The sequence below is a fragment of the Bradyrhizobium sp. 25ACV genome, from assembly GCF_054863005.1.
The window spans coordinates 124,305-149,865 of record NZ_JAVAYO010000012.1 but is presented as its reverse complement, the minus strand read 5'-3'; the positions used below and the strand labels follow the sequence as shown (position 1 = coordinate 149,865).

Here is a 25,561-nt window from a genome sequence, read left to right as displayed (position 1 = left end):
GGAACACGTGGACAAGCCGAAGCCCTGCCAATTGCGAATCCCTGACCCGTGCTACCGCCCGGAACGAGCAGGCGGGCGGAAGGATTCGTCCCGGCAGGAGCTATCTCGATGCTGATGACGAAGGAAAAAAGACGGCCCGCGATCCGGACGCTGCGCGGCTGGGCGATCTCGGTGCTGCAGGAGGCCGGCGCCATCCGCGAGTGCGAGGAGCACGGCTGGATGCAGGACCGGGCGGACCCGCACGCGCGGGAACGTGCCCTCGAACTGGCTCGCCAAGAGGCGCCCCCAGGCCTTTCGCAGGAGCAAGCCCTAGTCGAAATTAGGCACGTGCTGAATTCGATCGGCGACACCTGCCCCGAGTGCTCCTCCGAGGCCGACTAGACCGCCTCTTCCGTCAAGCCGCGCTCGCGGCGAGCCGGCGCCCGCAGGCGAGTGAGTTCGATCCACGCCAGCGCAGCATTGATCCATCTCTGCCGTTCGGCTCCATCGGCGTCGGCGGCGAGCTTCATCGCCGCAAACGCCTCGCGCTCGGGGTCGTACTCGAGGTCCATGCGCCGAAATATAATCGCGGATCGTAAACGATCACGCATCGATGCGACCGTAGGAATCCGGGGCTGGTCAGGGCGACGGTGTCCATCGCGCCTCGCACGTTCTTCCAAGGATGACTTGGTGCGCCCGTCACGCCGGCGCCGAGGCACGGGCTTGCTTCAGAAGATGCCAAGGAGAGCGAAAACCGCGACCTCCCCCAGGAAGGCCAACGTCATGATCCCGACCGTGAAAAACACATCGCCTATAGGCATGAGGGGCATGGGCAAGGCCTCGCGTGTGCTGCGCCCCCTGTCGTGAACACATGAAGCCGCGGAAAAGTTTCGGTTCCGCCTGCCGGGTTCCGGGTATAGGGTCGCCGAAGGGCAGGCCCTTCAACCGGGGCAGATTGTGCAACTCCTTGAACTGTCATGCTGGTGCGTGACCGCGACGGGTCTGGTCGTGGTCATCATGGTCATGGCGCTTCTCTGAGTTCGATCGCTCGGTGCGTCCGAGGACGGAGCCAGGTCACGCTACCGCGGACGCGCCCGTACCCGGACGCGCAGACCCGGGTCCAGCCGCTCATAGGCGATTTCACCCTCGAGCTGTTGGGCGAGGAGCTGGACGATGTGCGACCCCAGTCCAGCCGGGTCGGTGCTGTCCTGCAGGCCGATGCCATTGTCGGACGCCGATAGTTCGATGCCGTCTCCTTTCGACAAAGAGACGAGGACGTTTCCCGGCCTGTCGCCGGGAAAGGCGTACTTCAGCGCGTTCGTGACCAGTTCGTTCGCGATCATGCCGATCGCGAGCGCATGGCTGTTCGGCAGGTGGATGTCGTCGCAGAGCACCTTGAAGGCGACCGGCCCGGACGGAGCCAGGGACTGGAAGACTTTCTCTACCACCTCCGTCAGGAAGTAGCGCATGTTCACCGAGCGCGAGTCCTCCTTGAGCGAGAGATGGTCGTACACCTCGGACATCACCTGCAGCCGGCGCGCGGTTGCTTCCAGCGCGGCCTTGGCCTCCTGGCCGCCATGCCTGGCCTCCAGACGGATCATTCCGCTGAGGATGGCGAGGTTGTTCTTGGTCCGATGCGCCATCTCCTGCAGCAGCACGGCCTTGGTCTGGTCCGCCAGCATGACGCGCCGGAGCTCGGCGCGCTGGAATTCGGCGACGGTTGCCGTTCCCGCCGCAGTGATCGCGAAGAGTGCGTTCGTCGCGAGGAAATCGAGGCCGAAGCTGCCGGCGTAGCTGAGATAAGCCCCGACGCCGACCGCTATGATCGCCGCGAATATTCCGGAGCCGCGATCGAAGATCAGGCCGGAGAGAAACACGCCGGGCAGCAGCAGGAAATATCCCGGCACTCCGGTTTGCATCTGGAGCGCCATCTGCAGCACGGCGCACGCCACCATGATGCACGCGGAGATGCCGTACCGGACCGGGTTCGGAAGCCTGTGCTCCAGAACCAGCGGGTAGAGCCTGTTCATGGGATCCAAGCCGTAAGCAGATGCCGTTCCCCGTTGCCGACGCATAGTGTGCCCACCCCCGCGTGACCCTGGCAAGCGTAATGAATCTGGTGGCTTTCGGGCAGCGGCCCTTGCGCACCTTTCATGAGTGATGATCCTGATCGGCGACCGAAAATCACAGGGGCGCGTATTCGACGCGTCAGGAGTTTGGCTTCTGCTTTTCTACCGCTTCGCGAGCCAACCGCTCCGCCTTCAGGCGCTCCCAGTTTGCATGGAATGCCTGTTGGTCGCGTTCATGCTCGGAGACCGGCGCCTTCGCGCTCGCGTCGCGAAACACCTTTCGCGCCTCCCGTTCGGCCGCGGTCGGCATCCTTCGGTTCGATATGTGGTTGTTCATTGCTCCCTCCTTCGGGCGCAAACGGTCCTTGCGCTATCATGCGCATTCGGACCGCCAACCTAGGGGGTAGGTTTTCCCCCGGGTGGGGCTTTTGGGGGGCCGGGGGCATGGATTCGACGCTTCGCGAACCCATTCGTTCCAATCCCCTGGTATTTCGAAGATCACGCAGACTTCCGCTGCAGCTTGGACGGCTTTTTCGTCGCCGCTTCCTTCGCCGGCTTCTTGCCCTCGATCGACATCAGCATTTCCTTCTGGCCGGCTGCCGCCGGCTTGCGCGGCTCCTTGGCCGGCTTGGCGGCCTTCGCCGGCGCGGCCTCCTTGCCGACGGATCGGCGCAGCGCCTCCATCAGGTCGACGACGTTGGTCGATGCCGGCCGCTCCTTCGGCGTGATCGGTTTGCCGGCGCGCTTCTGGTTGATGAGGTCGATCAGCGCGGTCTCGTAGTGGTCCTCGAACTTCTGGGGATCGAAGCGCCCCGCCTTTTGGTTCACGATGTGCTTGGCCAGGTCCAGCATGTCTTTGGTGACCTTCACGTCCTGGATCTCGTCGAAATACTCCTGCTCGCTGCGCACCTCGTACGGATAGCGCAGCAGGGTGCCAACCAGGCCCTTGTCCATGGGCTCCAGGGCGATGATGTGCTCGCGGTTGGTCAGCACTACCCGCCCGATCGCGACCTTGTCCATCTCGCGGATGGTCTCGCGGATCACCGCGAAGGCGTCGTGGCCGACCTTGCCGTCGGGCCGGATGTAGTAGGGGCGGATCAGGTAGCGCGGGTCGATGTCGGTCCTGTCGACGAACTCGTCGATCTCGATGGTGCGGGTCGACTCCAGCGCGATCTCCTCGAGCTCCTCTTTGGTGACCTCGATGAACTGGTCCTTCTCGAGCTGGTAGCCCTTGACGATGTCTTCGTTCGGCACCTCGTTCCCGGTGTCGGCATCGACCTTGAGGTACTTGATGCGATGGCCAGTCGCCCGGTTGAGCTGGTTGAAGCTGATCTTCTCGGACTCGGAGGTGGCCGGATAGAGCGCCACGGGGCAGGTGACGAGGGACAGACGCAGGAAGCCTTTCAGTTGGCACGCGGGGCCATGATACGCAGAACTCCGTTGAGGCAGCCTGGATTCAAGACGAACGAGGGTGGCCGGTTCCGACATGCCAGTCACCATCCCCGAGATTCATCCGGCGCCGGTTTCCGCGCCTCGGGAATTCGGTTGTAGGCCTCTTGACTCTTCAGAACGAAACGGGAACATAATCCCATGAACGCCACCCGCGAGCAGCCCGAGCCGACTATCGACGACCTGGATGCCGCCGCCGACCAGGCGATCGCGGCCTGTGGCGGCGATGCCAGGCAAGCGGTGAAGGCCCTGATCGTGGCCAACGACTTTCTCGAGACCCAGCTCGACGAGCTCCGGAAGAAGGTCTCGACGGGTTACGCCCGGGGACGGCTCTCAGGGGCGCGGGAGCAGAGGAGCGAGCCAGATGACTGACGTGACGTACTATGTCGCTCTACCGTTCGTTTTCTCCGACGACGGCGTGGCCGCCGGCGAGGCGACCGAGTGCCTTAGCGCCAACGCTGCGGTCATGCGTGCCGAGGCGCTGTCCCGGAAGCCGGGCCACGCCGGGGCCGTCGCATTCTCCCGGACCGGGGATCCGTCCAGCGGCGACTTCACCGACGCCAAGCTGATCCGGAAGTTCGGCGAGGTGCCGGACGACCTGAGTTCGCTCTAATCGGCACGAGCCGAGATCATTCCTCGCCCGGAGCTGTGGCATCTCCGGGCTCGAGCAGGTTCAGCGCGGTCTCGATCTGCGCCAGCAGCCGCTCGATTTCCTCGCGTTCGTTCGGTCCGGTACCGCTCTCCAGTCGCTCCAGGAGCGCCTGCTTCCGCGCAAGCAGGTTTGCGACCGTCGACATCGCGCCTCTCCAATTGTTTGGTCTACAAACGACGTGGTGCGCCCGCGACGAACTTGCCAGCCCTGGCTGCGCGGTCCGGACCCTGCCCGGCGCGATTTCTTTCGGCCACTATTTCGCCGGCGGCCGCAGCGGGCCGTCCACCCACTTCCGGGCGGCGGGATCGTGCAGCGGATCGTCGTCGCAATCTGGGCAGACGTACCGCTCACCGCCTCTGGTGACCTCATCGCGCACGAGCTTCATCGGCCGCCCACAGTGCGAGCACGGCTTCCGGACATGGTGCAGCAGCGACATTTGGACTCCCCCGCCTCGGTCAGGGTAGTGCCCTTTGTCGGGCGGGCACAAGCGATCTCTTGACGGGAGCCTCGCCGACCATCGAAGATCGGGCTTCGGCGATGTTGTGGGGTGCGTCATGGAAGAGTTCTACGGTGGCTTCGCGCAGCGAGCGCGCGATCTGGCGGAGAAGGCCGATCCGTTCACTCGGCGGCGGCTTCTCGATCTGGCCAAGAGGTACGACGCGAAGAGCAAACCTTCCGTAAGCACCCGACCGCTGCCGCCACCGCGCACCACCCCGCCCTCGACGCTCTTCCGGCTCCGGTGAAGCATGAGGAAGGCGGTTCGGCCGAGATCAAATGCGACGCCTGCGGTGGCACCGGTCAGTAGCCGGCGCACGACGCCGAGCCCGGCGGCAGCGGCGATCGGGAGATCGTAGAACCCGAGCGAGGTCTGGTAGGTCTTGAGTGCCTGCTGCCGCTCGATCCGGCTCCCGTACGTTGAAGCGGGTTCTGTTGATGTCATGCTCCACCGGTGCGGGAGACCCGTTTCAGGCCGCGAGGTCCGCCGCGGTCCGACCGTTCATGCGCGGCGGGGTGCCGACCGGCAGTCGTGGCCGGCGCCGGGGCGCAGCGGCCGGACTCTCACGGCTGCTATCGTGGCGGAGAGAGCTGCCTTCCATCTCGGCTGTGACGGCGGCCCTGAGCTTCTGCAGGACGCGGCCTTCGATCTGACGCACGCGCTCGCGCGAGATGCCCAGATTTCGACCGAGTTCGTCGAGCGTTGACGGCGGTTCGGCTATGAATCTCGCCTCGATGATGCGCCGTTCGCGCTCCGACAGAGCAGCCAAAGCGCGACTGACGGCGGCTCGGGCGCGCTGCCGGTCCTCCGCTTCGGCTATCAGCGTCTCCGGATCCGGGGAATCGTCGCTGAGCAGGTCGAGCATCTGCTCTGGAGAGCCATCCTCAGTGACGGGCACGTTCAGCGACATGTCGCCCCGCATCCGGCCGTTCATCTCGACGACGTCGCGATCAGCGACTCCGAGATCCTGAGCGACATAATCGACCTGGTCGGCCGTCAACTCGGCGTCGTCCCGGACGCCGAGCCGGCTCTTGAGCTTGCGCAGGTTGAAGAAGAGCTTCTTTTGTGCGGGCGTGGTGCCCATCTTGACCAAAGACCAAGACCTCAGGACGTACTCCTGCACGGTCGCCTTGATCCACCAGATGGCGTAGGTGGCGAGCCGAAACCCTTTGTCGGGATCGAATCTCTTGACCGCCTGCATGAGGCCGACGTTCGCTTCCGAGATCAGGTCGCCAACGGGTAGGCCATAGCCGCGGTAGCGAAGCGCAATCTTGGCCGCTAGGCGGAGATGACTTGTGACGAGGCGATAGGCCGCTTCGCGATCTCCATGTTCGCGCCACCGACGCGCACACGTCGTTTCTTCGGCGGGTTCGAGCAGCGGAAACTCGCGGATCGCAGTCAGATAGCGAGAAAGCCCAGCTTCCGAACGGACGGTTGGAACTTGCGACGAAAGCGACAGAGTGCTCATAGCGAATCCTCCAAGGAGCAATTCTGGTTCGAGCTCCGCCAGCGATTCCTTGGGCCCTGGTTTCGGCGCCCGCGACGTCGTTCCGGCGGCGAACGCAAAATTACGAACGAACCGAATCGTTCCGCGTGATCCGCTGCCGCGTGCGGTCTCCGCCATCGGGCCTGACTCCTTCCGCGCCGTGCGCGCCGTCCAATCTTTTTTTCGGCGGCATCTTGAAACGCTTTTGCGCTTTTCTAGTTTTTTTCTTGCCGCGAGAGCGGTGTGCCGGATGCCAGCTTGGGTCCGGCGCGGGCGTCGGTCTGGAAACTTCGGACCCGTCTGGATTTCCGCCCTGCGCTCCTTCGTACCCATGTTGCTCTTTTGGAGGATTTGGTTATGAGGACCACGTTTGACTTCGCGCCCCTGTGGCGCTCTACCATCGGCTTCGACCACTTGGCCGACCTCGTCGACAGCACGCTGCGCCAGACGAACGAGGACAACTATCCCCCCTACAACATCGAGCGCTCCGGCGAGGATCACTACCGGATCACGTTGGCCGTCGCAGGCTTCGGCGCGGACGACATCACCGTGACGGCCGAGCAGAATGCGCTCACCATCGAAGGCAGGAAGCCCGAACGGCCGGGCGGCGAATATCTCTTCCAGGGGATTGCTGCACGTCCGTTCCGGCGCGTGTTCAACCTCGCCGACTACGTCCAGGTGAAGCAGGCGTCCTTCAAGGACGGGCTCCTGGTGATCGATCTGTTGCGCGAGGTTCCGGAAGCCATGAAGCCTCGCCGCATCCAGATCGCAGGCGCATCTCCTTCGTCGCAGATCGAGCAGAAGAAAGCAGCTTAAGCCGATCTGGAGCATTGGCCTGGGAGCGCGGAGGCACGCAGCCTCCGCGCTCGGGAGACCATCGAAGGAAGGAGAAAAGACATGGCTGTTCGCGACCTCATTCCCTGGAGGAATCAGGACGTCGCCACGTCCCGTGGCAACTACGATCCGTTCATGACGCTCCACCGCGAAATGAACCGTCTGTTCGACCAAGCCCTCCGCGGCTTCGGCGGGTCGGACCTTTCGCCGCTCATGGAAGGCCGCTTCGGCTGGCCGAAGCTCGAGCTCAACGAGACCGACAAGGCGCTGACCGTGTCGGCCGAGCTGCCGGGCATGACGGAAAAGGACGTCAACGTCGAAATCAAGAACGGCGTCCTCACCATCCGCGGCGAGAAGAAGAACGAGCGCAAAGACGAAGGAAAATACTTCACCGAGCGCTACTACGGCGCCTTCGAGCGGCAGATTCCGTTGCAGGACGTCGAGGAAGACAAGACCGAGGCGTCGTTCAAGGACGGCGTCCTGACGATCTCGCTGCCGAAGTCCGACAAGCCGCAGGCGGGCGTCAAACGCATCGCCATCAATAAGCAGTGACGATGATCCCGGACGGCGGGTACCGGCCCGCCGTCCGTCCAACCCGAACCCCTCCAAGGAAGGAGCGAAAGGGAGGTGGAGATATGACGAACGTAAATACAAAATCTAGCGGTCTCGACGCACTGTTTCATCCCGCGGCGCACTATGCATCTCCGGCCGATGTCCTGCACGACGGTGACCTCTCCGTCCCGGAGAAGAGGATCATCCTGTCGTCCTGGGCATCCGACATGTTCGCGGTCGAATCCTGTCCCGCCCTGCGAGAAATCCCAGGCATGGGCCACACCCTTCGTCTGGCCGATATTCTCGCCGCGTTGCGGCGGCTGGATGGAGAGGACGACGATCCGCCCCGTCCCGGCGGCGTCCCCATGCGGCTGCGGCGGCCTTGGGCCGCCGCGCGGCGGCAGTCCGCATGATGTTCACGCAGGCTATTTCACGATGGTGTTGTTCGGGCACGCAACCGCGGCCTTCGCCATCCCATTTGTCGCGTGCCTGAACGGACGACGCGGCAGTAGGACCGAACTCAGTTCGGCGGCTCCCGCCGGAGCATCCTGATCCCGCCGGCCGCTCGCATACCAACGTCGCTATGACGACCAACTCGCGCCAGCATCTCGATTCAGGGGGCACCTGGGACCGGACCTACCTCGAGTCGCTGATCCGCGAGGATTTCGAGCGATGCCATCCCGGCGAGACGCTGGAGGATCTCAAGCGGCGAGCGTCGTTTTCGAGAGAGGATAGAGGCCTGCTGCGGGACTGGATGGCCGTCGCGGCGGCTCGCGCCGCGGCCGCATGCAGGGCTAAGGGATAGCGCGAGCAAGCGACGATCCGCTGCCACCCTTACAGGCTCGATCGAAGGATCGGAAACTCACAACGATTCACGGTTCAAGTCGGTGAGGCCCCGGTATCGAGTAGCTGCGAGACGGCGGCAGCCAATTGCGCCGGCGCAAAGGGCTTCTGAATCAGGACGCTGCCACCGACACCCTGCGATTCCCAGTCCGGCGCGCTGGCGCTCGTCATGTAGAGCACAGGAAAGCTAGGCGTGATTTCCCTGATCTTCCGCGCCAGTTCCCAGCCGCTGATGCCGTCACCCAGGTTGATGTCCGTCAGCAGGACCCGACATCCCTCGCGGCCATCGCAAAAAGTGGACATGGCCTCCTCCCCCGAATGGACCGAGCAGGCCTCGAAACCGACGTCGGACAAGGCGTCCTCGACGAAGCTTGCGATGAGAGCCTCGTCCTCCACGACCAGAACACGAACGGCATCACTCACTTTCAAGTCTCCTCGGCGATCAGGCCTGATCGTCGACCGGGCGGCGGTGCGTCGAGCAGCCAGACGCCAGAGTGTCGTCCCGCCTCAGGCCACCGGCACACCGTAGTAGGCGTTCACGGAGCGCGTGGTCGCCGGGTCGCTCCAATTCCAACTGCTCTCGTCGGCGTATTTGGGGGCGCCGCGGAGCTGATCCTGGGTGATGCCGGTGACGTAGCCGCCGAGGTTGGTGTCGTATTTCAACGCCTGCCAGGGCAGCGGATAGTGATCGTCGCCGATACCGAGCAGGCCGCCGAAGCTGAGCACCGCGTACGAAACCTTGCCGCTGACCTTGTCGATCATGACGCGCTCGATGTAGCCGACCTTTTCACCGTCGGCCCCGTACACGTTCGTGCCCTCGACCTTGTCGCTGCCGATCAGGCTGAACGTCTCGCGATCTTCCATGGCCATGGTTGACCTCCTGGATGTTGTCTTCGGAAATCAACGGTGCGACGATGCGTCCGTTCCTAGCGCAATCCGCGGCGAAATGTTTGGTTTCCAGGGATGAAGCGGCCGGATCGCATGACGCGCTGCAATGCGTGCCGGAAGCAGTCGGCGACGGAGTTCGAGGATGGAGCTGACCGATCTGGAGCGCGATTTTCTGAGGAAGCTCCTTGGCGAATCCTGGGTCAGCCCGCCGACGTTCGACCACGAAATCGTGGCGCGGCTTGTGGAGCTGGGTCTCCTGGAAACCGAACCGCTTCCATCCGGAGATATCGAGTACCGCATCACCGAGGCCGGGCGGGCGGCGGCTACCGCGTGAACCACAGATCGGCGAGCCGCGGGCAGGAGGAACGATAACCTTGCCACCCCATTGACCCTGCAGGGACCGTCGCCCGCCGTTGAACTACGGCGCCTGTCGCGGATAGCCAAAGGCCTCACGCCCGCTATTCAGAACTAGCGCTCGCGAGGATAGCCAAAGGCGACGGCCTCTCCGGACCTCCGTGTTCTCCGGAGCCGCGCGCCTACGCGACCGCCTGGCCCGCGCGAGGGCCATCCCGCACCCGACTTATCTGCCCCTTAGCGAGAGGCTGATGCGCGTTACGATGTCGTCCCACTCGCGCTCTTCGCTCGCCGGGTAGTTGATCAGGACGCAGTGAATCAATCCGCTCGAGAAGTTGCACCGGTTATACCAGACCTTGTCGCCCTTATAGCTGGACACCGCAAAGAACCGAGGCGTCGTTCGCTTGTACTGAATGCGCGCGGGCGGATGCTTCTTTGCGAGAAATGCAGCGGGCGAATCGTTCGAGACGTTGGGTGCGGCCTGTATCGTGAGGTCGGCTCGGCCGTCAGCCGTCCGAAATCGCTGTCCGTAGCCGTCCGGACGGCCCGCTTCTTCGGTAAAGATCGAGGCCGGAAAATCCACCGAGGTACCCGTCTGCGGGATGGAATAGGTCGTCCATCTCACCGGTTGGGCCGAGACCGTCGCGATCGAAGCGGCAAGAAGAACGAGCGCCGGCACTGTCCATTTCATCGCGTGTCCTCCCGGGAATCATGAAGACCCGACGAGCGGCGTCTCGGCTTCGATCATCATGGTGCCACGTTCGGGTCAGCCTCCGGCGCAAGGCAGCGTCACGACGAACGGCCCGCAGATCCGGAAGGTCACTTCTAGCCCGGCGGGGCCTGAGCATTCGAATTGTTCGGGTTCTTCTTCGGGATCGGAATCCGCGAGACCAATTCGATCCGGAGGCGGTCGTTCCCGCTGCGAGCGCGGTCGTGACTGCAGCTCCGCGATTTCGCTCATCGGCAGCGGAGCCGGCCTCGTCGGCGAGAGTCGCCGTCCACCCCCTCTCGTCAAGGAGCAACTCGCTGGCCTCCGAGTTTCCCTCTGTTGGAACGAAATCTTTCCCGCTCGGAGAGGTCATGCGCGCGGTCAAGGAGAGCAAACGGTCCAGAAGGTCCCGCTTTCTCCGCGACGCGATGGTCGACGTGCAGATTGCCAGCCGCGGCATCCGCAGCAGACGGGTCCTGCTGGCGATGCGGCAGGTCCCCGCGAGATTTTCCTCGATCGGCGGTTCGCGGAAGCCGCGTACGAAGACTGCGCCGTGCCGATCCCGAAAGGGCAGACCATCTCTCAGCCCTACATCGTCGCCAGGATGCTTGAGGCTGCCGCGATCGCGAAGTCGGACCGGGTTCCGGAGATCGGCGCGGGTTCGGGTTATCTGGCGGCACTCGCCGCCAAGCTCGGACAGGAGGTTTGCGCGATCGAGCGCCACGAAGCATTGGTGCAGCGCGCCCGATCGCGCCTTCGTCACCTTGGCTGCCGCAACGTGGATCTGCGCGCGGGCGACGGGACTGCAGGATGGCCAGATGGCGGCGAGTTCGACGTGATCCTGGTGTCGGCCGCCACCGCGCAGACGCCCGGGGCTCTCAAGGCTCAACTAGCTCCATCGGGAAGACTCCTGATCCCGCTCGGCCATCCGGACGGTGTGCAGTGGCTGACGAAGCTGACAAGAGAGGCGGACGGTCGATTCGTCGAGGAAAGGATAGAGGAGGTCCGCTTCGTTCCTCTTGTCTCCGGCCAGGAGCAGCGGAAGCCATGACGGCAAGCCTTGAGCTCGCGAAGGTCCGAACCCAAGATGTGTTGGCTGTTCGCGAGCCTCCCGGCGCCGCTCGCGGCGTTCGCGCGTCGTTTCGCGCGCCCGCGCGCCCGCCGCAGGACAAGGCACCGAGGCGGCGGCGGTCTCGGTCGAAGGCGCCATCGGTCCTAGGGCGAGCGCGCGACTAGGACGCTGTCGGCGCCGGCGGCCAGTCCTTCAGAAGCGTCGTCCGAGTTTTGAATGCGCCTAGGACATCTTGCCGGTGAGCGGTCCCGCTGCGCTCAACTGGCCGAGCGGCTGCGGCGCGAGACGTGGCGGCTCGGCTCCGCTTCACCGCGCCACACGGTCCGATGGGCGGCCGACAGCAGCGTCAGCAGAAGCGCGCGATTAGCATTGTACCTGGCGGCCCGCCTCCTGCTCTCCGCCCCCTGCATGACCACGTCGCCTTCAGTCGTACACACGTACCACTTCCAGGCGCGGCCGCGCTTTTTGACGTGGGTCTCGAAAACGGGCAGCTGGTCGGGCATTGCCACCGTAGGATCGGCCAGAGGGACTTCCATCTATGGTCTGTCTTTCCTTCCCGTCGCAGGTTCAAGCACGGCAAGGATCAAACAGATTGAAAGCCCAATCGATTAAAGCTACGTTCATGCGCGTCGGAGCCCGCATGCCTCGCGTCGGCACTGCGAGTGAGCGGCAGCATCTAAGCCGCCCCAGTCCCACCTTCAGCTACCGATAACCAGACCTCCTGCGGGAGCGCGTTGCTCCGCGCGGGGCAAGCCGAGATTGTCATGTCGCCCGTTCCTCGCAAGGTCGCTCTCTTTATCGACGGCGCCAACCTGCATGCCACTTCGAAGACGCTGGGCTTCGACATCGACTACAAGCGGCTACTGATCGAATTCCAGAGCCGCGGCCCGCTCGTTCGAGCGTTCTACTACACCGCGATGATCGAGGATCAGGAGTTCTCCTCGCTCCGTCCTCTGGTCGACTGGCTGGACTACAACGGATACACGGTCGTCACCAAAGCGACGAAGGAGTTCGTCGATTCCTACGGACGCCGGAAAGTGAAGGGCAACATGGATATCGAGCTCGCGGTCGATGCCATGTGCCTGGCCGGGCAGATCGACGAGATGGTGCTGTTTTCCGGCGACGGCGACTTCCGCTCTCTGGTCGAGGCGGTGCAGCGCCGCGGCGTCCGGGTGACCGTGGTCTCGACCATCTCCGGCCAGCCACCGATGATCGCCGACGAGCTTCGGCGGCAAGCCGATGTCTTCATCGACCTGGTGGAGTTGCGATCCAAAGTCGGCCGGGACCTCTCGGAGCGGCCACCCTCGCGCGAGCGCGCCGTGCCGCGGCCCGCCGGGCAGCAGCTCCAGCGGCGCGCCGGCGCGGTTCGGGCGCCCGGCGAAAGCGACGACCTCACTCCGTAAATCGGCTCGCGCGCAATTTGTCTTGCGTACCAGTTCCGTGCCCTACGCCAACCGCCGCGTTCGCGATTTGAGCGCCGGGAAATTTCCCAGGTTTCTACAACTGTTCTCCGTAGAATCCGCGAGGGCGGCCTTATCGTGGAGAGGCGTTGCGAAACACGGAGCACGGTGACGTTAGGAAGCGTTTGCCCGAGCTCGTTCGCGGGCCTCCCGGCGCCGCTCGCGGCGTTCGCGCCGCCGTTTCGCCCGGTCGGCCGGCTGCCGCAGCGCAGGCACCGGCGCTGCGACGGTCTGGGCCGAAGGCTCCGCGAGCATCTGGTCGGTCCCGGGGCGAGCCTCGAGGAATTCCAGCACCGCGCGCCCCTTCTCGGTGATCTTCCACCCGCCGCTTTCGCGCTCGACCAAGCCTTGCGAGAAGATGTCGAGATCGGGCATGCGCGCGGCAAGCCGCTTCGTGCGCTCAGCCCAATCCCGGCCGCTGGTCGCCAGGATCGCCATGTCGCGTTTGAGGTCGGCCATGACGGCGAAGCCGCATGGATAGCTCACCAGGATCTTCAGCACCGTGACCTGGAAGTTCACCGCGGTCCCTCGGTCAGCGCCACATCGTCGGCCCGCGGGAGAGCGCTTCGCGACCGACCTGTCGGAGACCTTCGGGCGAGGTCTCGCCCTTGGTGGCGGCTTCCAAGATCTTCGAGGCGACGTGCGTCCGCGCCCCGATCTCGCGGTGCGAAAGGCTCTCGCAGACTTCATCGAGGACCGCGCGCAAAAGTGCGGTGGTGGCGGTATCGAACATGAGTTGCCCCTGGACGGGAAAACCCCAGCATAGCGGCGTTTTCAGGTTTTGGGAGTCGGATGAATCGAGGCGCGACTGCTGCTCGCTGCGATTGCCAGCCGCCATGCCGACCGGGCTCGCGCAAATCGCGCAGCGTGTGAGACCCAGTTCACACTGCGCCTCCGCTCCGCCGCCTATGGTGTCCTCTCCCGTTCTTCGGAGGCGACCGATGATAGCCACCTTGGCCAGAGCGTTCTCGCGAACCGCCCGCGCGGAGGTCGATGCCGAGAATCTGAAGATCGTCGCGATCTTCTGCGTCGCCGGCCTCCTGCTGTCCCTTGTGGCGGCCATGGCCTTCGGCGTCAGTTCCGTGCCGGACCTGTTCTGAACTGTTTCCGGCGCCGGGGGGCGGTCGGGCTACCCGGCGGCGCAGCTTCTCGGCTCACGCGCAGCTTTGCGGCCTGCCGTCGCTCGCGGCGCTCGCCGGGAGCCCTGGACCGAGGCCAGCCCAGCCAAACGGGGGCGACCTGCTCGAAAAGGCGGTGGATCGCCCGAGTCTCCGGTACCCCGTGAACCTTTCGTGTGCCAGACAAGGCCCATGATCCTTTCCCAAGCCTCGCAAGGCGAGATGCTACCGAACCCGAGCGATCTGGAAGCGCTGGCGGAGGCGCTGGCCCGGTCGCCCGACTACCGGGTCCTGCGGCGCCTGGTTGCCCGACCGACCTGCATCCCAACTCCGGGACTGGAGGTCAGGACCGGCATTCTGCTCGACACCGAGACGACCGGCCTCGACCACACCAAGGACGAGATCATCGAATTGGGGATGGTCAAATTCGAATACACTCCGGACGGGCGGATCGTCGGCGTCAGAGACACGTTCTCCGCCTTCAACGAGCCGTCCGCGCCGATCCCGCCCGACGTGACGGCGCTCACCGGCATCACCGACGAGATCGTGGCGGGTCACAAATTCGACGAGGCCGCTGTGAACGCCTTCGTCGACGATTCGGTGGTCGTGGTCATCGCGCATAACAGCGGTTTCGACAGAAAGTTCGCCGAGAGATACTGGCCGATCTTCGAGCGCAAGGCCTGGGGCTGCAGCGCGACCGAGATCGACTGGCGCTCGCACGGCTTCGCAGGCGCGCAGCTCGGATACCTGCTGAACGGCGCGGGGTACTTCCACCAGGCGCACCGCGCCGTCGACGACTGCCACGCACTGCTGGAGGTCCTCGCCTTCGAATTGCCGACAACGGGGGCGCCGGCGCTCGCGCTCCTGCTGGAGACCGCCCGCAAGCCGACGCTGCGGGTATGGGCGGAGCAGACCGCATTCGAACTCAAGGACTCGTTGAAGCGCCGCGGCTACCGCTGGAACGACGGAAGCGACGGGCGACCCAAGTCCTGGTACATCGACGTCGACGAGACCGCTCTCGCCGACGAGATCGTGTTCCTGCGAACCCAGATCTACATGCAGGACGTCGAGCCAACCGTGCAGAGGCTGACCGCATTCACACGGTTCTCCGGCCGGATCTGAGGCGGCCTAGCGGCCGAGACGCTTCTCGACCCGCTTGCGGCTGTTGCCGACCTTCTTGACGGCCTTCACGGCCGATGCCGAGCGGCCGGTCTTCTTCGCTTCGTAGCGGACTTCGTAGTCCTGTCCCTTGGCGACGCGTGCCCGGTCCTGCTTCCGCCCACGCGCGGTTTTCTTCGCTGCCGCCATCGGCTCCTCCTCTTGCGAACTGACGGCGATGCAACGCCGCAAGGATTCGCGGGTTCCGGAAACGAATCCTGCCGTGCCGGTTTGAATCCGCGTGTTGTTGCGTTGGAGTTCGTCGAGTGGCGTTTCAGCGGCGTAAACCGGCGGCGATCGGCGTCAAGGCGCCGTTCCCCGGGTTCGTAGAACCGGCCTTGGCATCATCGATCGAAAAGGTGCCGTCCGGAGCCCGATGGATTCATGAGATCAAGTTCGACGGCTACCGCGTGCAGGTCCATCTGGCGAACGAAGCCGTGAAGGTCTTCACCCGCCGCGGTCACGACTGGACCAACCGCTTCAAGAAGGTCGCCGACGACGCCTGGCACATCAAGGCTGGGTCGGCGATCGTGGACGGGGAAGTCGTGGTCCCCGCTGCGGATGGCACGACGGACTTCTCGGTCCTTCAAAACGAACTGAAAGGCAGGTCGACCAGCATCGTACTGGTCGCCTTCGATCTCCTGTACTTGAACGGCCGCGACCTCCGAAAGGTGCCGCTCTTTCAACGCAAGACCGAACTCAAGAAGATCATCGACGGCACCGAGATCCAGTTCAGCGAAAGCTTCGAGATTGAAGGCCGCGAGATGTTCGCGCACGCCAGCAAGATCGGATTGGAGGGCGTTGTCTCGAAGGTACGCGACAGCGCGTACGCCAGCGGCCGCGGCAACAACTGGGTCAAGAAAACCTGCGCGCAGCGCGAGACCCTGACGATCGCCGGTTTCGCGCTCGACGAAGGCAAATGGGACGGCATCTATCTCGGTCGGCGCGAGGGGGACAATCTGGTCTACGCCGGCAAGGTCGACCACGGCTTCGATAAGGTCTCCGCAACCGACCTGCAAAGGCGACTGAAGCCACTAATCCGGAAGACGCAGCCGTACGCGAAGCGGATCGCCCACAAGGGCATCTGGGTGGAGCCGAAGCTGCTCGCCGAGGGTCGAATATCGGACCAAGTCGGCGGAAGGAAAGGTGAGGCACCCGTTTTTCAAGGGGCTGCGCGAGGACCTTTGAGAGGCGAGTGCGGCCGAACTATCGGCGAGAACAGGCGTTTACCGACCATGTCAGACGCGTTCGACTACTTCCGCGCCTATGCCGTCCGAGCTCTTTGCAAGGCGCGAGCGATGCCGAAGGGCCGGATGAAGCACCTGCAGCTGGTGGCCGGCCGGATCTACAATCTCCTCAAGAAGGAGGCCGCCTACGGCCCCAATACGCAGCACCTCGAGGATTTTCGCGCAGCTCAGAAGCTCGAGAGCTCTCTCGAACGCGGGCCAAGCGACCGCTCTGGCGGCCGCGTTGCTCCGGCGGTCTCGCAAAGCGCGGACCGGGAGGCTGGCTGAATGCCTTCGCTCGACGCTCGCGGTGTGGCAAGTCTCTTGCGAGAGTACGCGCAGCGCACCGCCTTGCGAGGCGGCAATCCCTACCGGGCGAAAGCCTACTCTCGGGCTGCCGACAGCTTGGCCGCCCTTGCCGTTCCTCTGGATGTGCTCATCGCCGAAGATCGTCTTACGGAGATCCCAGGGGTCGGCGATGCTATCGCCGACATCATCACCAAGCTTCACAAGACGGGCAGTCATCCCAGCCTCGAAAAGCTGCGAAAAGAGATTCCCGAGGGCGTGCTCGAGATGCTCGCCGTGCCCGGCCTTCGTCCGGAGAAGGCGCTGCGCCTGTATAAGGATCTCGGCATCGCCTCACTGGCGGAATTGGAGGCCGCTGCCAAGGACGACCGCATCAAGAAGTCGAAAGGACTCGGCGCCGCGCTGCAGACCAAGATCCTGCAGAACCTGGCGATCGCCAAAAGCGGAGAAGGCCGCCTTCACCTTCATCGGGCCGCCGCTCTGCTCGCGCACGCGCAGGACTCGATCCGCAAGGCTCGCCCCGAACTCAAGCGCGTGACGATCGCCGGCGATTTCCGTCGGGGCTGCGAGCTCGTCGGCGATCTCGCCATCGTCGCGGAAGCTCCGGAGGCCGTCAAGGGACCGAATCCGTCACCCGCCGACGGACTGCAGATTCGGCTGTCAGATCGCAAACACTTCGGCGCCACGCTTCTGTTCGCCACCGGCTCCGCCGCACATATCGAGCAGCTCCAAGCCTTGGCTGCCGAGAAGGGCATGCGGTTGAAGGCCGACGGCCTGCACAAGGGCCGCGCCCTTGTCGCCGGCGAGGAGGCCGAGATCTACCGCGCCCTTAGTCTGCCCTTCATCGACCCTGAGCTCCGGGAGGGGCGCGGCGAGATCGAGCTGGCTCTGCAAGGCAAGTTACCGAAGCTCGTCACCGACCAGGATCTGCGCGGCATCCTTCACTGCCACACCGATGCCTCCGATGGCACGGAGACCCTGGAGACCATGGCTAAGGCCACGCGCCAGCGGGGCTTCGAGTATTTCGGCGTGGCGGATCATTCCAAGTCTGCTCACTATGCCGGCGGTCTCTCCGTTGAGGAGATCGCGCAGCAGCACCGCGAAGCCGATCGACTGAACAAGCGCTTCGGCAAGGACTTCCGGATCCTCAAGGGTATCGAGTCCGACATCCTGGCGGACGGGTCGCTCGACTATGACGACCACGTTCTGGAGCGCTTCGATTTCGTGGTCGCCAGCATCCATGGGCGGTTCAAGCTGGATCGCAAGGCGCAGACGCAGCGCCTGCTTCGGGCTATCTCCGATCCTCATACCACCATCATCGGCCACATGACGGGGCGGCAACTCCAGCGGCGGCCGGGCTACGAAATCGACGTTGAGAAGGTGCTGCGGGCGTGCGCCAAGCACGACGTCGTTGTCGAGATTAACGCCCACCCATGGCGTCTCGACCTGGACTGGCGCTGGCACCAGGCGGCCCTCGACTTTGGTTGCATGCTGAGCATCAATCCGGATGCGCACTCGATCCCCGAACTCGACCACATGCACTGGGGCGTCCAGATGGCCCGAAAAGGCGGCGTCCCTGCCCAGCGGGTCCTGAATGCGATGACGCTCCCGGAGATCACGCGCTACTTGCGCCAGAAGCGGCGCTCGCTCGCCCCTGCCGCCTGATGTCCCAAGCGCACGATCTGGCACTTGAGGGGAGGGTCGTAGCGGTCGCCGCCGATCGCGGGCACCATTTCAGCAAACCAACTCAGGACCGCATCATCCTGGTGGAAGGCCACGGCGTCGAAGGCGACGCACACGCCGGCCCGTTCGTCCGGCACCGCTATTTGGCACGCCGTGGGCCCCGCCAGCCCAATCTCCGGCAGGTCCACCTGATCCCGTGCGAACTCTTCCCGTCTCTCCTCGAAGTTGGCTTCGAGGTTGGCGCCGGCGACCTCGGCGAGAACGTCACCACCGCCGGATTGGACCTCGAACGGATGCCGCTCGGGACCCTGATCGAGCTCGGACCGTCCGCGGCCGTCGAGCTGACGGGGCTCCGGACGCCCTGCGTCCTCATCGACCGCTTCCGAGCAGGCCTCAAGCGGCAGGTGCTCTCGTCGGCGGAAACGGGCCCTCCGTTCAAATCCGGGGTGCTGGGCGTGGTCCGGGCCGGGGGACCGGTCGTGGCTGGCGACAGCGCGCGGGTTCGCCTTCCATCCTCCTCGTTTCGGCCTTTGCCGGCCCTATAGCGAGCCCCTGCCATGGCCCGAAAATCGACCTTGCCTCTTCGCCTGCAGCCCATGCTGGCCACGCTGACGGATGCGCCGTTCGACGATCCCGATTGGGTCTTCGAGGACAAGTTCGATGGTTTCCGCATGGTCGCGGAGATCCGGCATGGTCGGGTCGCGCTCTACAGCCGTAATGGGAAGATCATCAGCCACTCCTACGTCGAGGTCGCGAAAGCGCTAGAGGGCGTGAAGGCGAACGCCGTGATCGATGGCGAGCTCGTCGCGATCGGCAAGGACGGCGTCTCCCATTTCCAATTGCTCCAGAACGCCCTGCGCCATGAGGCCAAGCTTCTGTACTGCGCGTTCGATCTCATGTTTGCGGACGGAGTAGACCTGCGCGCGCTGCCGCTCTTGGAGCGCAAGAAGCGGCTCAAGGCCATCCTGCCGCGCCACAAGCTGATCGCGTTCAGCAACCACCGCAAAGGCAATGGAACGAAGTTCTTCGCAGAAGCTGAGCGAAGGCATCTCGAAGGCATCATGGCCAAGCGCGCCGACAGTCCGTACGCGTCCGGACGCCGGACTGCAGATTGGCTGAAGGTGAAGACCGCGCAGCGGCAGGAGGTCGTGATCGCCGGCTTCACGGCGCCGCGGCGAACCCGGCCATTCTTCGGCGCCCTAGTGCTGGCGGTAAGCGAAGGCGATGCGTGGCGGTACATCGGCCACGTCGGCACCGGCTTCAGTCACCAAGTTCTCGAACAGCTTCACGGCAAGCTCGTGAAGCTCAAGGCAGGCAAGTCGCCGTTTTCCGGTAAGGTGAAGAATGAGCGGGTCACGACGTGGGTCCGTCCTTCGTTGGTCGCGGAAGTGAAGTTCGCGGAGTGGACCAGCAAGGGCGAGCTGCGCCAGCCGGTCTATCTCGGCCTGCGGTCCGACAAAAAGGCTAAGGATGTCGTTCGCGAAAAGAGTTCGTCGCGCAAATAGCGCCGCTGAGAAGAGACGTCCGACCCGGTCAACCGGCGGCGCGCTCGGATGCAGACGGCCACGGCGGCAGGGGCGGCAACCCTAGAGCCTTGCGTACAGGTCCGAACGACCGCCGGTGAGCTGCGCATGCGCCAAGCCTGGCGAGCGCCTCATAATGAGCCGGCACCGGGTAGCCCTTGTGATCGGCGAATCCGTAGCCGGGGTGACGCACGTCGAGCGCGCGCATGATGGTGTCGCGCTCGACTTTCGCGAGAATGGAGGCGGCGGCGATGCTGGCGGACTTGGCGTCGCCTTTAATGATGGCCTGCTGGGGGAGGTCGATTTCCTTCAATCGCTTCGCGTCGATCAGCAGATGCTGTGGCGTCGATCCCAGCCCCCGGACCGCACGCTGCATGGCCTGGATGCCGGCCCAGTAGATGTTGATCGCGTCGATCTCCTCGACTTCGACGAACGCCACACACCAACTCTCAGCCTTCTCCTTGATCTCCTCCGCGAGTTCTTCGCGAGCCGAAGCGTCGAGCTTTTTCGAGTCGTCGATTCCGATGATCCGCGTGCCAGGTTTCAGGATCACGGCGCCAGCGGAGACTGGCCCCGCAAGAGGGCTCACTCCGGCCTCGTCCACGCCTGCCACGGCATGGTGGCCGCTTTCCCAGAGAGAGGTCTCGAAACGGAGCATCTTGCGGAGGCGCTGCCCTTCGGACCTGTTTTCGAAGCGCCTTTTATCGATGGATGCCAGGATGGCACGTGCTCCCGCGCGGCCGTCAGCCCGCAGGATCTGCTCGACGCTGGCCTCGAGTGGTCGTTTCTCGACGACATAGCGCTGACGCAACACATCGAGCGAATATTGGGACATAGCGGCCTTCGCACACACTAATTGAGGAAGCGTGTCGGTCAACTTTGTGGCGATTGTCTGAAGTTAGGCTTTGCCGCCATCGTCAGACTGCGCAGCGCCCCGTCGAGAGGAACCGCCGGCTCTAGCTGGGGTCAAGTATTCTGCGCGGTTACTGATCTGCATCTGCGGCCCGCCGATCTCCGAACGGAACCAACCGCTGCCTTCATTCCTTAGAAAGGAGTGGAGCCTCGATCCCAGGGTGCTTCCGAGGGAGAGGCCCATGCTCAGAGAGACTCGCAACGAAGAACAGGTTCTGGACCGCACCGCCGAGGTCGCAGCCACCATCGCGGAAGAAGGCCTTCGCTATGTCAGCGACTCCGCGCCCGGTTACACCCGCAAGCGGACGGGGACTACCTTCAGCTACTACGACAAGGACGGGAAGCGCATCACCGATGCCGCCGTTATCCGACGCATCAAGTCCATCGGTATCCCGCCAGCCTATGAATCCGTCTGGATCTGCCCCTCGGCGAACGGCCACATCCAGGCGACCGGGCTCGATGCGCGGGGCCGCAAGCAGTACCGCTACCACGCGAAATGGCGCGAGCTGCGCGACCAGAACAAGTACGAACACATCGTCCAGTTTGCTGCCGCGCTGCCCGCGCTGCGCGACCGTGTCGCGGCCGACATGAAGCTGGAAGGGCTACCTCGCGAGAAGGTTCTGGCCACGATCGTCAGTCTTCTGGAGAAGACTTTGATCCGGGTCGGTAACGCCGAGTATGCCGAGAAAAACAAATCCTACGGGCTCACCACGATGCGACGAAAGCACGTTGCGGTGGGCCGCGGCGTCCTTCGGTTCGACTTCACGGGCAAATCGGGCAAACAGTGGAAACTTCGCGTCGAGGACAAGCGGATTGCCGCCATCGTGAAGCGCTGCGCGGAAATTCCGGGGCACGAGCTCTTCAAGTACCTCGACGACGACGGACAGCCCCGCACCGTCGACTCCGGCGACGTCAACGCCTACATCAAGGACATCACAGGCGAGGACTTCAGCGCCAAGGATTTCCGGACTTGGGCGGGGACGGTTCTGGCGGCGTTGGCGCTGGCCGAGTTCAAGAAATACGATAGCCAGGCCGAGGCGAAGCGCAACGTCGTCGCCACGATCGAGAGCGTCTCGAAGCAGCTCGGCAACACGCCCGCAATCTGCCGCAAGTGCTACGTGCACCCTGAAGTCTTGGACGCCTACATGTCCGGTGACCTCGTCAAGATGATCGAAGCCAAGATCGCTCGGAAGTTCAAGCGCCAGTACGCCAAGCTCACGCCGGACGAGATCATGGTTCTGGCATTTCTGCGCAAGCGTCTCGACTCTCTGAAGGCCGCCGCCTAGCCTTCAAGCATTGACGCCGGCTCACTGCACCAGTTCGAAATGGATCCAGGCGCTTACTGCACATCAGGTGGGGTCAATGTTGCGCGCTGGTCGGGAGTCACATGCCGCGCCGATTCACACTCGGTGCTGCCGCGCGATCTCCTCCACCGACAGGCCTCCGGTATAGTGTGCAGACTTGGAATGGTCAGCGACTCCGAAAATATTCGAGGCCACGCTGGCGTGCCGCCTTCGCCATCGTCTCTAGGGTCGCGTTGACGATGCAACGTTAGTCCGGGATCTGAGAAGCAGCCAAGGCTTTGGTCTGAATAGTCACTACTTCGGACTTTACCGGCTTCTTCGTTGTTTCTTGCGACCTTTCTGCGGCTCGATGCGGTACGCTTCATTATTTTGCGATGTAAGCGTCACCCGAACGTGCTCGGCGAGCTTCAGCGCGCCTTCGGCGTTTGACGCGAGACGAGAAAGCATTTGCGAGAGGAGTTTGAACTCCTCGCGCGTCAACATTCCAAACAGCGCATCGTTAACGGGGCGTTGTAGAGCGGCGAGGCGGATCAACAGGTTTATCCCGTGTTCGGTCAGCGTGAGTTGCACGCGCCGCCCGTCGCCCGGGTGTGGGCTTTTCGCGATCAGACCGTCAGAGACCAACTTGTTGATCTCGTTGGTGACGAAGGCACCACTTAGATACAGGCGCTCGGCAACCTGATTGACGCCCATCGGTTGTTCCGCGGTCGAATTCTTGATGGCGATCAGTATGAGATACTGAGTGGGGGACAGGCCAACAAAGCTGGCGAAGATCTCGCGCGCAGCTTCCAAGCTTCGTCCAAACGCGAAATAGTCGTAGAGGACACCGCGAAGCGTGCGATCTCCTTCCTTGTCGAGCAACTCGGGCTTCGAGGCCGTCAGCAGCGCATCGGACACGGGCATTCTCTCCGCAAAATCATAGCGTTGGACGCTGCCTAAAGAGCACGCATGCGCTCACTCAGCAAGGGTATTGACATTTCAAAATAGCTTTGCCAGAAAGCTAGTTGAGAATTATAAATCAGGGCCGAGCGACGAGGCGGTGTCCATGGAGGATCGTGCATTCAGGCGTGCCCTAGGAGAGTTCGCCACCGGCGTTGCGGTGGTGACCGCGCGCGGGAGCGGCGAAGAGCTCATCGGCATGACCATGAGCTCGTTCAACTCCGTGTCGCTCGATCCGCCGCTGGTTCTCTTCAGCGTCGATCGCAAGGCGCGCAGCCTGCCTGCGATGCTCGAGGCCAAAGGTTTTGCCGTCAACATCCTGGCGCGCGACCAGGAGAATATCTCCAACCAGTTTGCGCGCGCTCTCTCCAACAAATGGGACCAGGTGAAGACGTCGGTCGGCCATGCCGAGGCGCCTCTGATCTCGGGCGCGATGGCGCACTTCGAGTGCGAGCCGTACGCGATTTACGAGGGCGGTGACCACCTCATCTTCGTCATCAGGGTCATCAGGCACGCGAGCCGCGCCGAGGCCGCCGCCCCGCTGATCTTCTTCCGCGGTCGATACCGCGATCTCATCGACGAAACCCAGCGCGAGCCGACCTGGCCGCTTCCCATTCATTACTAGCGTTGAACCGGAGACCTGCGATGCGTAGCGCAAAGGAATATCTGTCGGGCCTGAAAGACGGTCGGACCATCTACATCAACGGCGCCTCGGTCGGCGATGTCGCGACACACCATGCCTTCCGCAATCTGGCCACTTCCATGGCGGGTCTGTTCGACTTCGCGAGCGCGCGGGAGAACGCGGAGCTGATGACGTTCGATACGGACGTAGGTCGCGCCAACCGTATCTGGCAGCTTCCGTCCTCCTACGCCGAGCTCGTGATGCGGCGAAAGGCGTTGGAGGCGTGGGCCTCGCTGCATGCCGGCTTCATGGGCCGGGCGCCGGACCACGTGGCGTCCTGTATTTCCGGGCTCTATATGGGGCTCGACGTCTTCAAGGCCTATGATCCCGTCCGCGCCGGCGCGCTCGAGAGCTACTACCGCTACGCCCGCGACAAGGATCTCTATCTCACCTACGTCATCATCAATCCGCAGGCCGATCGCTCGAAGGGTGCTGCCGAACAGGCCGATCCGTTCCTCACCGCCGGCGTCGTCGATCGCGACGCAGAAGGGATCACGATTCGCGGCGCCAAGATGCTCGCCACCGGCGGTGTGGTTGCCGATGAGGTCTTCGTCACCACCATCCAGCCGATGCGTCCAGGCGAAGAGCGTTATGCGATGTCCTTCGCCATTCCGATGAACACCAAGGGCCTGAAGATGCTGTCGCGGAAATCCTACGAGGATGCCGCCGGCGCAGTGTTCGACAATCCCTTGTCGAGCCGTTTCGACGAGAACGACTCCGTTCTCTATTTTGATGACGTGAAGGTGCCGTGGGACCGTGTCTTCATCGAAGGCAATGTCGAGATGTGCCAGAAGCAGTTCCACGCCACGCCTTGCCACGTCTACCAGAATTACCAGGCGATGGTGCGCCTGAGCGTGAAGCTCAAGTTTCTGACCGGCCTTGCGCATCGCACCGCCGACATGAACGGCGTCACCCAATTCCCGCAAGTGCGCGAAATGCTCGGCCAGCTCGCGGCCGAGACCGGCATGGTCGACGCGCTGGTGGCTGCGATGGAGGCCAAGGGCACGCAGGTCGGTCCCTATTTCATCCCGGACCGGCACACGCTCTACTCCGCGCAGGTGCTGACGCAGCAGCTCTACGCCCACGTCGTTAATACGCTTCGGGAGCTCGCCGGCGGTGGCATGATCATGCTGCCGTCGTCGGTTGCGGATTTCGACAACCCTGAGATCGCGGCCCTGATCGGCAAGACCCAGCAGTCGCCGAAGGCCAGTTCGCATGACCGCGTGAAGTTCTACAAGCTCGCCTGGGATGCCGTGGGCTCCGAGTTTGGCTCGCGCCACCAGCAATACGAGATGTTCTACGCCGGCGCGACCTTCGTCACCAAGGGCCACTCCTATCGCACCTACGACTGGGCCGACGCCGACCGGTTGGTGCAGACCATGCTCGATTCCTACGACCTCAACGGCGTCTCGACCGCCAGCAAAGCCGCCTGATCCGAAGGAGACAATTCATGCCCGTCAACAAGAAGCACGACGAATTCTACACGCTCGACATGACCAGCGGCTGGGAAGTGCCTGCGGGATATCCGGCCGGCATCCAGCAGAAGATCATCGCAGGCGGGCTAGATGAGGAAAACCGGCGCGGAACGCGGACGCGGCTGCTCCGCTTTGCGCCCGGCGTCTACACCACCGCGCCGTTCTCCCACGAATATTGGGAAGAAGTTTATCTGGTCTCGGGCGATTTGATCGTCGGTAACGATGCGAAGGGCGAGGGCGGCAAAAGCTTCCCGCCGAACACCTATGCCTGCCGGCCGCCACACGCGCCGCATGGCCCGTTCAAGTCGGTCAACGGCTGTCTGCTTCTCGAGATGCACTATTTCGATCCGGTCTGATCCGGATCGCTTCCGCACAACATCATTCGACCAGCA

Annotated in this window: 33 protein-coding genes and 3 pseudogenes; 21 read left to right on the top strand and 15 right to left on the bottom strand. The window is 63.7% G+C overall.

Annotation, left to right across the window (positions count from 1 at the left end; all coding sequences use genetic code 11):
- The first annotated feature begins 108 nt into the window (after positions 1-108).
- Entirely contained in the window at positions 109-381 is a 273-nt protein-coding gene (locus tag RAD04_RS26180; protein WP_461626083.1) for a hypothetical protein, read from the top strand.
- Here RAD04_RS26180 and RAD04_RS26175 read toward each other — a convergent pair.
- From RAD04_RS26175 to ku, 4 genes and pseudogenes are all read right to left on the bottom strand, one after another.
- Entirely contained in the window at positions 378-551 is a 174-nt protein-coding gene (locus RAD04_RS26175; protein WP_461626082.1) for a hypothetical protein, read from the bottom strand. The two genes, RAD04_RS26180 and RAD04_RS26175, sit on opposite strands and share 4 nt — an antisense overlap.
- 507 nt (positions 552-1,058) lie before the next feature.
- Entirely contained in the window at positions 1,059-2,009 is a 951-nt protein-coding gene (locus RAD04_RS26170) for a sensor histidine kinase (protein WP_461626081.1), read from the bottom strand.
- A gap of 178 nt (positions 2,010-2,187) precedes the next feature.
- Positions 2,188-2,385 (bottom strand): hypothetical protein, encoded by a 198-nt coding sequence (locus RAD04_RS26165; protein WP_461626080.1) that lies wholly within the window; start codon positions 2,383-2,385, stop codon positions 2,188-2,190.
- Positions 2,386-2,546: 161 nt separating this feature from the next.
- Positions 2,547-3,472: pseudogene (gene ku / locus RAD04_RS26160) on the bottom strand (non-homologous end joining protein Ku).
- Positions 3,473-3,638: 166 nt separating this feature from the next.
- Here ku and RAD04_RS26155 point away from each other — a divergent pair.
- Both RAD04_RS26155 and RAD04_RS26150 read left to right on the top strand, forming a co-directional pair.
- Positions 3,639-3,869, top strand: a complete 231-nt coding sequence (locus RAD04_RS26155) for a hypothetical protein (RefSeq protein ID WP_461626079.1) — start codon at positions 3,639-3,641, stop codon at positions 3,867-3,869.
- Positions 3,862-4,110: a hypothetical protein gene (locus RAD04_RS26150; RefSeq protein ID WP_461626078.1), complete on the top strand. Its 249-nt coding sequence runs from the start codon at positions 3,862-3,864 to the stop codon at positions 4,108-4,110. Before RAD04_RS26155 ends, RAD04_RS26150 begins: the two co-directional genes overlap by 8 nt.
- A 16-nt stretch (positions 4,111-4,126) precedes the next feature.
- Here RAD04_RS26150 and RAD04_RS26145 read toward each other — a convergent pair whose 3' ends face one another.
- Together RAD04_RS26145 and RAD04_RS26140 are read right to left on the bottom strand one after the other, a co-directional pair.
- A complete protein-coding gene (locus tag RAD04_RS26145) occupies positions 4,127-4,294 on the bottom strand; it encodes a hypothetical protein (protein ID WP_461626077.1) in 168 nt (55 codons plus the stop codon).
- A gap of 108 nt (positions 4,295-4,402) precedes the next feature.
- Positions 4,403-4,585, bottom strand: coding sequence for a hypothetical protein (locus RAD04_RS26140; protein ID WP_461626076.1), 183 nt, complete (start codon positions 4,583-4,585; stop codon positions 4,403-4,405).
- Between the two features lie 118 nt (positions 4,586-4,703).
- On the opposite strand from RAD04_RS26140, the pseudogene RAD04_RS26135 reads away from it, so the two are divergent.
- A pseudogene (locus tag RAD04_RS26135) lies at positions 4,704-4,899 on the top strand (hypothetical protein).
- 215 nt (positions 4,900-5,114) lie between these two features.
- Here the strand turns inward: RAD04_RS26135 and rpoH are convergent.
- A complete protein-coding gene (gene rpoH, locus RAD04_RS26130) occupies positions 5,115-6,104 on the bottom strand; it encodes an RNA polymerase sigma factor RpoH (RefSeq protein ID WP_461626152.1) in 990 nt (329 codons plus the stop codon).
- Positions 6,105-6,488: 384 nt separating this feature from the next.
- Between rpoH and RAD04_RS26125 the strand changes: the two genes are divergently transcribed.
- The 3 genes from RAD04_RS26125 (at position 6,489) to RAD04_RS26115 (ending at position 7,930) form a co-directional block, all read left to right on the top strand.
- Positions 6,489-6,947 (top strand): Hsp20 family protein, encoded by a 459-nt coding sequence (locus RAD04_RS26125; protein ID WP_461626075.1) that lies wholly within the window; start codon positions 6,489-6,491, stop codon positions 6,945-6,947.
- Positions 6,948-7,028: 81 nt separating this feature from the next.
- Complete coding sequence (locus RAD04_RS26120; RefSeq protein ID WP_461626074.1) at positions 7,029-7,517, top strand: Hsp20/alpha crystallin family protein; 489 nt, start codon at positions 7,029-7,031, stop codon at positions 7,515-7,517.
- A gap of 83 nt (positions 7,518-7,600) precedes the next feature.
- Positions 7,601-7,930 carry a hypothetical protein gene (locus RAD04_RS26115; protein WP_461626073.1) on the top strand — a complete coding sequence of 110 codons (330 nt, stop codon included), beginning with the start codon at positions 7,601-7,603 and terminating at the stop codon, positions 7,928-7,930.
- Positions 7,931-8,396: 466 nt separating this feature from the next.
- Here the strand turns inward: RAD04_RS26115 and RAD04_RS26110 are convergent, their stop codons facing one another.
- Both RAD04_RS26110 and RAD04_RS26105 read right to left on the bottom strand, forming a co-directional pair.
- On the bottom strand, positions 8,397-8,783 hold the full coding sequence (locus RAD04_RS26110) for a response regulator (protein ID WP_461626072.1): 387 nt from the start codon (positions 8,781-8,783) through the stop codon (positions 8,397-8,399).
- An 84-nt stretch (positions 8,784-8,867) separates the two neighbouring features.
- A complete protein-coding gene (locus tag RAD04_RS26105; protein WP_027574697.1) occupies positions 8,868-9,230 on the bottom strand; it encodes a PRC-barrel domain-containing protein in 363 nt (120 codons plus the stop codon).
- Between the two features lie 160 nt (positions 9,231-9,390).
- Between RAD04_RS26105 and RAD04_RS26100 the strand changes: the two genes are divergently transcribed.
- Positions 9,391-9,582 (top strand): hypothetical protein, encoded by a 192-nt coding sequence (locus RAD04_RS26100; protein ID WP_461626071.1) that lies wholly within the window; start codon positions 9,391-9,393, stop codon positions 9,580-9,582.
- Between the two features lie 246 nt (positions 9,583-9,828).
- On the opposite strand, the gene RAD04_RS26095 is transcribed toward RAD04_RS26100, so the two are convergent.
- Complete coding sequence (locus tag RAD04_RS26095) at positions 9,829-10,293, bottom strand: hypothetical protein (protein WP_461626070.1); 465 nt, start codon at positions 10,291-10,293, stop codon at positions 9,829-9,831.
- Between the two features lie 571 nt (positions 10,294-10,864).
- On the opposite strand from RAD04_RS26095, the gene RAD04_RS26090 reads away from it, so the two are divergent.
- Together RAD04_RS26090 and RAD04_RS26085 are read left to right on the top strand one after the other, a co-directional pair.
- The gene (locus RAD04_RS26090; RefSeq protein WP_461626069.1) at positions 10,865-11,362 is read left to right on the top strand and encodes a protein-L-isoaspartate O-methyltransferase family protein; all 498 of its coding nucleotides are present in this window, start codon (positions 10,865-10,867) and stop codon (positions 11,360-11,362) included.
- A gap of 785 nt (positions 11,363-12,147) precedes the next feature.
- On the top strand, positions 12,148-12,786 hold the full coding sequence (locus RAD04_RS26085) for a LabA-like NYN domain-containing protein (RefSeq protein WP_461626068.1): 639 nt from the start codon (positions 12,148-12,150) through the stop codon (positions 12,784-12,786).
- Between the two features lie 171 nt (positions 12,787-12,957).
- Here RAD04_RS26085 and RAD04_RS26080 read toward each other — a convergent pair whose 3' ends face one another.
- The gene (locus tag RAD04_RS26080) at positions 12,958-13,362 is read right to left on the bottom strand and encodes a hypothetical protein (RefSeq protein WP_461626067.1); all 405 of its coding nucleotides are present in this window, start codon (positions 13,360-13,362) and stop codon (positions 12,958-12,960) included.
- 13 nt (positions 13,363-13,375) lie between these two features.
- A complete protein-coding gene (locus RAD04_RS26075) occupies positions 13,376-13,576 on the bottom strand; it encodes a hypothetical protein (protein ID WP_461626066.1) in 201 nt (66 codons plus the stop codon).
- Positions 13,577-13,784: 208 nt separating this feature from the next.
- Here RAD04_RS26075 and RAD04_RS26070 point away from each other — a divergent pair, with 208 nt between their 5' ends.
- Positions 13,785-13,943, top strand: a complete 159-nt coding sequence (locus RAD04_RS26070) for a hypothetical protein (RefSeq protein WP_461626065.1) — start codon at positions 13,785-13,787, stop codon at positions 13,941-13,943.
- A 240-nt stretch (positions 13,944-14,183) separates the two neighbouring features.
- Positions 14,184-15,083 carry a 3'-5' exonuclease gene (locus RAD04_RS26065; RefSeq protein ID WP_461626151.1) on the top strand — a complete coding sequence of 300 codons (900 nt, stop codon included), beginning with the start codon at positions 14,184-14,186 and terminating at the stop codon, positions 15,081-15,083.
- Positions 15,084-15,089: 6 nt separating this feature from the next.
- Here the strand turns inward: RAD04_RS26065 and RAD04_RS26060 are convergent, their stop codons facing one another.
- Complete coding sequence (locus tag RAD04_RS26060; RefSeq protein WP_461626064.1) at positions 15,090-15,269, bottom strand: DUF3606 domain-containing protein; 180 nt, start codon at positions 15,267-15,269, stop codon at positions 15,090-15,092.
- A gap of 116 nt (positions 15,270-15,385) precedes the next feature.
- Here RAD04_RS26060 and ligD (RAD04_RS26055) point away from each other — a divergent pair.
- From ligD (RAD04_RS26055) to ligD (RAD04_RS26035), 5 genes and pseudogenes are all read left to right on the top strand, one after another.
- Positions 15,386-16,307: pseudogene (ligD, locus tag RAD04_RS26055) on the top strand (non-homologous end-joining DNA ligase).
- A 47-nt stretch (positions 16,308-16,354) separates the two neighbouring features.
- Positions 16,355-16,633, top strand: coding sequence for a hypothetical protein (locus RAD04_RS26050; RefSeq protein ID WP_461626063.1), 279 nt, complete (start codon positions 16,355-16,357; stop codon positions 16,631-16,633).
- Positions 16,634-18,316, top strand: coding sequence for a PHP domain-containing protein (locus RAD04_RS26045; RefSeq protein ID WP_461626062.1), 1,683 nt, complete (start codon positions 16,634-16,636; stop codon positions 18,314-18,316). It abuts the gene before it with no gap.
- Positions 18,316-18,879, top strand: coding sequence for an MOSC domain-containing protein (locus tag RAD04_RS26040; RefSeq protein ID WP_461626061.1), 564 nt, complete (start codon positions 18,316-18,318; stop codon positions 18,877-18,879). The genes RAD04_RS26045 and RAD04_RS26040 overlap by 1 nt, the downstream gene beginning before the upstream one ends.
- 12 nt (positions 18,880-18,891) lie before the next feature.
- Positions 18,892-19,839 (top strand): non-homologous end-joining DNA ligase, encoded by a 948-nt coding sequence (gene ligD, locus RAD04_RS26035; RefSeq protein WP_461626060.1) that lies wholly within the window; start codon positions 18,892-18,894, stop codon positions 19,837-19,839.
- 28 nt (positions 19,840-19,867) lie between these two features.
- Here the strand turns inward: ligD (RAD04_RS26035) and RAD04_RS26030 are convergent, their stop codons facing one another.
- On the bottom strand, positions 19,868-20,692 hold the full coding sequence (locus tag RAD04_RS26030; protein ID WP_461626059.1) for a ribonuclease HII: 825 nt from the start codon (positions 20,690-20,692) through the stop codon (positions 19,868-19,870).
- 259 nt (positions 20,693-20,951) lie between these two features.
- Here RAD04_RS26030 and RAD04_RS26025 point away from each other — a divergent pair, with 259 nt between their 5' ends.
- On the top strand, positions 20,952-22,055 hold the full coding sequence (locus RAD04_RS26025; RefSeq protein ID WP_461626058.1) for a DNA topoisomerase IB: 1,104 nt from the start codon (positions 20,952-20,954) through the stop codon (positions 22,053-22,055).
- Between the two features lie 324 nt (positions 22,056-22,379).
- On the opposite strand, the gene RAD04_RS26020 is transcribed toward RAD04_RS26025, so the two are convergent.
- Positions 22,380-22,976 carry a MarR family winged helix-turn-helix transcriptional regulator gene (locus RAD04_RS26020; protein ID WP_461626057.1) on the bottom strand — a complete coding sequence of 199 codons (597 nt, stop codon included), beginning with the start codon at positions 22,974-22,976 and terminating at the stop codon, positions 22,380-22,382.
- Positions 22,977-23,118: 142 nt separating this feature from the next.
- Here RAD04_RS26020 and RAD04_RS26015 point away from each other — a divergent pair, with 142 nt between their 5' ends.
- From RAD04_RS26015 to RAD04_RS26005, 3 genes are read left to right on the top strand one after another with little or no spacing between them, the layout of a single operon-like run.
- A complete protein-coding gene (locus RAD04_RS26015) occupies positions 23,119-23,637 on the top strand; it encodes a flavin reductase family protein (RefSeq protein ID WP_461626056.1) in 519 nt (172 codons plus the stop codon).
- A gap of 20 nt (positions 23,638-23,657) precedes the next feature.
- A complete protein-coding gene (locus tag RAD04_RS26010) occupies positions 23,658-25,127 on the top strand; it encodes a 4-hydroxyphenylacetate 3-hydroxylase family protein (RefSeq protein ID WP_461626055.1) in 1,470 nt (489 codons plus the stop codon).
- A 17-nt stretch (positions 25,128-25,144) separates the two neighbouring features.
- Positions 25,145-25,525, top strand: a complete 381-nt coding sequence (locus RAD04_RS26005) for a cupin (RefSeq protein WP_461626054.1) — start codon at positions 25,145-25,147, stop codon at positions 25,523-25,525.
- The last annotated feature ends 36 nt before the right edge of the window (positions 25,526-25,561 follow it).

Bases quoted from the DNA above. Each gene is read 5' to 3' on its own strand.
- RAD04_RS26150 (WP_461626078.1), top strand. From the start codon at position 3,862: ATGACTGACGTGACGTACTATGTCGCTCTACCGTTCGTTTTCTCCGAC.
- RAD04_RS26040 (WP_461626061.1), top strand. From the start codon at position 18,316: ATGTCCCAAGCGCACGATCTGGCACTTGAGGGGAGGGTCGTAGCGGTC.
- RAD04_RS26025 (WP_461626058.1), top strand. From the start codon at position 20,952: ATGCTCAGAGAGACTCGCAACGAAGAACAGGTTCTGGACCGCACCGCC.
- ligD (WP_461626060.1), top strand. From the start codon at position 18,892: ATGGCCCGAAAATCGACCTTGCCTCTTCGCCTGCAGCCCATGCTGGCC.
- RAD04_RS26140 (WP_461626076.1), bottom strand. From the start codon at position 4,585: ATGTCGCTGCTGCACCATGTCCGGAAGCCGTGCTCGCACTGTGGGCGG.
- RAD04_RS26010 (WP_461626055.1), top strand. From the start codon at position 23,658: ATGCGTAGCGCAAAGGAATATCTGTCGGGCCTGAAAGACGGTCGGACC.
- RAD04_RS26155 (WP_461626079.1), top strand. From the start codon at position 3,639: ATGAACGCCACCCGCGAGCAGCCCGAGCCGACTATCGACGACCTGGAT.
- RAD04_RS26085 (WP_461626068.1), top strand. From the start codon at position 12,148: ATGTCGCCCGTTCCTCGCAAGGTCGCTCTCTTTATCGACGGCGCCAAC.
- RAD04_RS26070 (WP_461626065.1), top strand. From the start codon at position 13,785: ATGATAGCCACCTTGGCCAGAGCGTTCTCGCGAACCGCCCGCGCGGAG.
- RAD04_RS26065 (WP_461626151.1), top strand. From the start codon at position 14,184: ATGCTACCGAACCCGAGCGATCTGGAAGCGCTGGCGGAGGCGCTGGCC.
- RAD04_RS26075 (WP_461626066.1), bottom strand. From the start codon at position 13,576: ATGTTCGATACCGCCACCACCGCACTTTTGCGCGCGGTCCTCGATGAA.
- RAD04_RS26100 (WP_461626071.1), top strand. From the start codon at position 9,391: ATGGAGCTGACCGATCTGGAGCGCGATTTTCTGAGGAAGCTCCTTGGC.
- RAD04_RS26125 (WP_461626075.1), top strand. From the start codon at position 6,489: ATGAGGACCACGTTTGACTTCGCGCCCCTGTGGCGCTCTACCATCGGC.
- RAD04_RS26145 (WP_461626077.1), bottom strand. From the start codon at position 4,294: ATGTCGACGGTCGCAAACCTGCTTGCGCGGAAGCAGGCGCTCCTGGAG.
- RAD04_RS26050 (WP_461626063.1), top strand. From the start codon at position 16,355: ATGTCAGACGCGTTCGACTACTTCCGCGCCTATGCCGTCCGAGCTCTT.
- RAD04_RS26175 (WP_461626082.1), bottom strand. From the start codon at position 551: ATGGACCTCGAGTACGACCCCGAGCGCGAGGCGTTTGCGGCGATGAAG.
- RAD04_RS26015 (WP_461626056.1), top strand. From the start codon at position 23,119: ATGGAGGATCGTGCATTCAGGCGTGCCCTAGGAGAGTTCGCCACCGGC.
- RAD04_RS26170 (WP_461626081.1), bottom strand. From the start codon at position 2,009: ATGAACAGGCTCTACCCGCTGGTTCTGGAGCACAGGCTTCCGAACCCG.
- RAD04_RS26180 (WP_461626083.1), top strand. From the start codon at position 109: ATGCTGATGACGAAGGAAAAAAGACGGCCCGCGATCCGGACGCTGCGC.
- RAD04_RS26115 (WP_461626073.1), top strand. From the start codon at position 7,601: ATGACGAACGTAAATACAAAATCTAGCGGTCTCGACGCACTGTTTCAT.
- RAD04_RS26005 (WP_461626054.1), top strand. From the start codon at position 25,145: ATGCCCGTCAACAAGAAGCACGACGAATTCTACACGCTCGACATGACC.
- RAD04_RS26105 (WP_027574697.1), bottom strand. From the start codon at position 9,230: ATGGCCATGGAAGATCGCGAGACGTTCAGCCTGATCGGCAGCGACAAG.
- RAD04_RS26045 (WP_461626062.1), top strand. From the start codon at position 16,634: ATGCCTTCGCTCGACGCTCGCGGTGTGGCAAGTCTCTTGCGAGAGTAC.
- RAD04_RS26030 (WP_461626059.1), bottom strand. From the start codon at position 20,692: ATGTCCCAATATTCGCTCGATGTGTTGCGTCAGCGCTATGTCGTCGAG.
- RAD04_RS26120 (WP_461626074.1), top strand. From the start codon at position 7,029: ATGGCTGTTCGCGACCTCATTCCCTGGAGGAATCAGGACGTCGCCACG.
- RAD04_RS26165 (WP_461626080.1), bottom strand. From the start codon at position 2,385: ATGAACAACCACATATCGAACCGAAGGATGCCGACCGCGGCCGAACGG.
- RAD04_RS26060 (WP_461626064.1), bottom strand. From the start codon at position 15,269: ATGGCGGCAGCGAAGAAAACCGCGCGTGGGCGGAAGCAGGACCGGGCA.
- RAD04_RS26020 (WP_461626057.1), bottom strand. From the start codon at position 22,976: ATGCCCGTGTCCGATGCGCTGCTGACGGCCTCGAAGCCCGAGTTGCTC.
- RAD04_RS26095 (WP_461626070.1), bottom strand. From the start codon at position 10,293: ATGAAATGGACAGTGCCGGCGCTCGTTCTTCTTGCCGCTTCGATCGCG.